Origin of the sequence: Megasphaera sp. NM10, assembly GCF_000417505.1 — a bacterium.
GTDB lineage: Bacteria > Bacillota > Negativicutes > Veillonellales > Megasphaeraceae > Megasphaera > Megasphaera intestinihominis.
In genome coordinates this window covers 1-5,211 of the sequence record NZ_APHY01000095.1, presented here as the reverse complement: position 1 = coordinate 5,211, position 5,211 = coordinate 1, and the positions used below count along the sequence as shown (strand labels likewise).

Sequence of the window (5,211 nt, the reverse complement as noted above, 5' to 3'; positions counted from 1 at the left end):
GCAGCCTGCATTCATTTCCATCGCTTGTATGCGATTTCGTAGGGGACGGCTAAAAGTCGTCCCGCGTGAATCCTGTGCACAGCCGGAATTTATGACGAGTGGCGCTCGGTCGTAATACAATCATGCGTCTGTCGCGGCGCAGCCGCATCTGAGTCCGAGGCACGCAAAAAGGGGCCTCGCATGATGGCGTAAGCCTTCATGCGACAGCCCCTTCTTACATGATTAATATTTTTTATGTGTCTGATCTAGCGCAGTAACTTCAAAGGGAATCCGTTGTTCCCGAACTGCCGCCTTGATGAACAAGATGATCGCAGCGGACATGCTCAGCCCTACGGAATCACAAAACTCTTCAAAGTCTTCTTTTAATTCCTTGTTAATACGAAAGGATACGCCAATTTGTGTAGCCATTCTATTCCCCCTTTTATTTCGCATCGGAAATGACGCGTACTCGTTCGATAGTCGGTTTGCCGTTGCGGTCTTTCTGGATGGTGTCGATACGGATGTACTGGAGTTCCGGCGAGAATTCTTTGACCAGTTTGCTCAGTTCCGGATCCGTGCTGCCCACACCGCTTTCGACGATGCGGTAGACGATGGCCGCAAATTCATAACGCGTCATCATGCGGTCGCCTTTGAATTCGCCATCGGGATAGCCTTCGAGGATACCTTTCTTAGCCAGCGTCGTGACGTACTGGTAAGCCCAATGGTTTTCAGCGACATCCGGGAAGAGCGTACTCTTAGTCGGGTCGACAGCCATGCCGTGCATGCTCTGCAGTTTGGCAATGAGGGCATCCTGTTCGGCCATATGCTGGCGCATGGCTTTCATTTCCTTGGCCATAGCGACGCGGGACGTCGAAACGTGGTTGCCCTGGCCCAGCTTAATGCTGACACCGGCGTTGACCATGTTTTCCCCGCCGCCGAAGGAACCACCGACGCTGAACATGGTATCTTCATTGGGACGGTAGTAAGCACCGATAGCGGCCGCATTGGCACCGCGGTAATTACCGTAGCCGGCTGCGAAATCCCACTTGTCGTCCGGGTCGAAGTCCAGCGGATGGAGAGCTGCCAAAGCAGCGGCACCGGCACCGACGCGGTTGATGCGGTTGCCCAGTTTATTGACAGAACCGCTGAGGCCGTTGATAGCCTGGTCGCGCTGCCAGAGCTGGCTGCCATTGACGGCATCGGTCGAATCCTTGCTGACCTTGCCGTCGGCGACACCGCTAACCTTATTGCCGCCCATATTGACGTTATCCTGATGGATGGTGATGTCCTTGTGATTGTCATCGCCCTTGACCGTCAGGCCGCTGTTATTGATGGTCGTGTCGCCCGTCGTAACGCTGTCCAGGCCTTTGAGGTCTTTGGCCAGTTTGACTTGCAGTTTGGCATTATCGCCATCCTGCGAAGCGACGACGCCGATGTTGTTACCGTCAGCATATTCCGTGGCACCGCCGTAAATCTGGACATTCTTGTTCAGTTTCACCGCTGCATTGCCGGAATCGCCGCTGTACTTCATGCCGTCGTCCATGGTAGCCACTTCATGGGTAATATGATTGTGGTCTTCATAGACAACGCGATCCATGCCATCCTTGCCGCCATGACCATCTGTGCCATCGACACCGTTCTGGCCATTTTGGACATGGATATCGGCCGTGGCATTCTGACCATCAGCACCTTTAGGTCCTGTCAGGCCAATGTGGCCTTCCGTACCATCCTTGCCATCGACACCCTTGATGGTGACGCCATTCTGGCCATCCTTACCTTTGATGGAAATGCCATCCTTGCCGTCAATGCCGACACCGGACTTACCATCAGCACCATTGATGCCCATATGGCCGTCCTTACCATCTTTACCGTCTTTGCCAACACCACCGATGTTCAGGTTATCGCTGAGCTTCAAATCATAAATCTTCTGGCCATCAGAACCCGTCTTCTGAGCAATCTGAAGGTTACCATCCGTGTAGGAGCCGTCCGCTTTCGCAGCCGTACCGCCATTGACAGTGACTTCCGTATGATGCTTATCGACACTTTCAATCTTCGTATTTACATCATCAAACTTCTTATTGACATTGGACTCTACCTGATGGAGCTGGTCTTCTGTAGCAGCACGGCCGCTGACATAAGAACCATCCGTATTCCAGGTCTTGTTATCCAGGTTAGTGACAAACTGGCCGCCATCGGCTTTCTTATCCGTAGCCTTACCGTCCTTATCATAGATGGTCAGGCTTCTATCGCCATTTTCAATGTTGCCAATCTTGACGCCATTGTTGCCGCCAGCAACAATCTGCCCCCTCGAGCCATCGACAGTGATCTTGTTATCGCCTGTACCGGCCGTAATCGTGCCATTGGTGCCGCTGATAGCAACCGTATTGTCACCCTTAGCAGCATCGCCAAAAGTGACATCCTTGGCTAAGTCAACCGTGTACTTCTTGCTGCCATCCGCATTTGTTCCTGGCGTAACCGTAACGTTGCCAGAAGGACCAGCTTCCACTGTCGTATGCTGTTCGGCCAAATTCTTGACCGTATTCAGCTGGCTGCCATTGACGGCATCCGTCGACGTATCGCTGATTTCACCAGCAGCCACATTCGTGATCTTGTTGCCGCCGTTATCGAGGCCTTTATTTGTCAGGCTGACGGATTTCGTTGCATCGCCGGCCGACGGCTGAATCGTGACACCGGCATTGTTGATGGTCGTATTGCCCATCTTGACAGAACCATTGTTACCCAGATTGAGGTCCTTGTTCAGTTTGATCAGCAGCTGACCGTTTTCACCGTCCTGGCTCGAGACGACACCGATGTTGCCATCCGTGAGGTCGGTTTCTTTCTTGGCATTGCCTTTGACATTGACCTGCTTGTCCAGTTTGACTGCCGAGGCGTTGCCAAAGTCACCACCGAATTTCAGGCCATCATCGAGGGTAGCGGCTTCATGTTCCTGGCCGCTCGGGTCTTTATAGACGATACGGGTCATGGTTTCCCCATCCTTGCCATTGAGGCCCGGCGTACCCGGTTTCGTCCAGATATCCGTCATACCGTCTTTGCCGTTCAGGCCGATATGGCCTTCGGCTCCATTGACGCCATCTTTGCCGTCGATGCCTTTGATGGTGACCCCATCTTTGCCGTCTTTACCTTTGATGGAGATACCATCCTTGCCGTCAATGCCGACACCAGATTTACCATCCTGGCCGTTGACGCCGATATGGCCATCCTGGCCGTCTTTGCCGCCAACGCTCAGCTTATCGCTCAGTTTCAGGTCATACGTCTTCTGCCCATTGTCGTCCTTGACTTTCAGTTTCAGGTTTTCACCAGCATAGTCTGCTGTCCCGGCAGCGGTCCCGCCTTCAACGGTGACCTTGGTATGCTTGCCAGCCAGATTCTGTACTTTCTTCAACTGGGCCACGTTGACAGCATCGGTATCGAGAGAACCTGCAGCCACGCCGGTAATCTGACGGGTGACCTTGCTATCGTTACCTACGGCAATGGCGTTATCCGTGGCTTCCCAGGCAGAACCAGTAGAATCCCCCTTAATATAGACCGCCTTTTTTTCCTCATCAGTTAAGTCACTGTATTTAGCCCGGGTGGTTACAGAATTACTACCCAGCGCTACACTGTCTGCCAAAGTTGCCTGAGCGTTTTTACCGATAGCAGCCGCATTCTCTGCCGATTCTGCTACCGTGCCACCCAGAGCCGCCAGGGAGTTCTTAGCCGCTGCCGTAGAGCCGATACCAAAGGCAGTAGAGGCTTCGCCGGAAGCTGTAGATTTTTCGCCAAAGGCCAATGAATTTTGGCCCGACGCCGTATTGTACTGTCCAATAGCGGTGGCACCGATTCCATCTGCTACGGCGCCCGTACCAAGAGCAATAGAATCTTGACCTTTTGCGGTTGCGCCGTTACCGACAGCTACTGAATGAGCCCCCGTTGCCGAAGCACTGACACCGGCAGCCAGGGCATTGGCTCCCGTAGCCCCTTTATTGTCGTAGTTAGAATCAGGCCCCTGTTCATTAGAAGACACGCTATAATAATGGACACCATCGCCACTAATTCCAGATCCACCGCCACTAAATTGGGCTATAGCCGCTTGCAGCTGAGCTACGTTGACGGCATCAGTTAAATCGGTACCTGCTGCCACACCTGTAATTTGACGCGTCAAGACACCGTGTCCATTATGGCCTTCCCCTTTGCCGCTCGCATCGGTATCTGCATTGCCAATAGCCATCGGATTAGCCGTAGCTGTCCATACGGCATTCCAGTATTCATCAGTAAACGCTGACGAAGGCTTGCTACCTTTCTTATCATTTAAATAACCCACTTTTCCAGCTCGCGTATTACTATAAGAATATTCGCCTAAAACGATTCCCGCTGGAATGTATTTCCCATTGTCATTATAGCCTGCAGCATAATCATCTGCCATAGCGCCATTACCCATAACGATAACGCCTTGTCCAGAACCATTAGCTTTTGCATAATTACCTATAATTACAGATTGCGAAGTATTGGCTATGGCTTCACTATTTCCGATAACAATACTACCGATGGCATCTCCATTAGCTTTGCCTTTACCTATGACAATCTGATCTGTAGCATTGCTCTGAGCTCCGTTGCCTATGACTACACTATTCGTCTTGGCTTTATTATCTTTACCTACTACGACAGTATTTTCCGAATCATCAACAGCATTTCCTGAGCCGTAGATAACACTATTTTTACTCTGATTCGTAGTATTACTACCAGTCATTGTAGATGCGTCATTATTAGTAATGTTTCCATTGCTATCAGCTGCCCAAACCGGCACTACCGCCAGCGACATCGTCAGGACAAAGGCTGCCAAAATGGCGGCTTTACGACAGCATCCGCTACGGCTGCGGCGTACATGGCCGTCGTCATGGCTCTTAGCCAATTCCGACACGACAACATAACAATTTCTTGCTTTACTCCAGATAACTTTAAAGATTTTATTCATAGGACATCCCCTCTCTCTGAATATATTTCATAATACATATATGAAATTTTCGTGCCAGTTTGGGAGTGTAAAATAGTTTGTGTAAATCGGTATTGCATGAATCTACTTTATGCCCCATACTGGGGTAAACAAAGATAAGGACGGTAACAGAATGGCAAAGTGTAAAACTCCACCAACTACCCCAGGCGAGCAGATTGCTCAGCAAATCCTCAACAACTACGACATCAAGAGCGCGGAAGACGTACAKGATCGTCCTGAAG

2 protein-coding genes and 1 pseudogene are annotated in these 5,211 nt (G+C 51.0%); all 3 read right to left on the bottom strand.

What is annotated here, in order from left to right; translation table 11 throughout:
* Nucleotides 1–222: 222 nt before the first annotated feature.
* Nucleotides 223–408 (bottom strand): type II toxin-antitoxin system RelB/DinJ family antitoxin, encoded by a 186-nt coding sequence (locus NM10_RS12095; protein ID WP_020311830.1) that lies wholly within the window; start codon nucleotides 406–408, stop codon nucleotides 223–225.
* Nucleotides 409–421: 13 nt separating this feature from the next.
* On the bottom strand, nucleotides 422–4,300 hold the full coding sequence (locus NM10_RS14850; RefSeq protein ID WP_239639741.1) for an S-layer homology domain-containing protein: 3,879 nt from the start codon (nucleotides 4,298–4,300) through the stop codon (nucleotides 422–424).
* Between the two features lie 516 nt (nucleotides 4,301–4,816).
* Nucleotides 4,817–4,951: pseudogene (locus NM10_RS15340) on the bottom strand (ESPR domain-containing protein); the annotation flags it as partial.
* Between the last annotated feature and the right edge of the window lie 260 nt (nucleotides 4,952–5,211).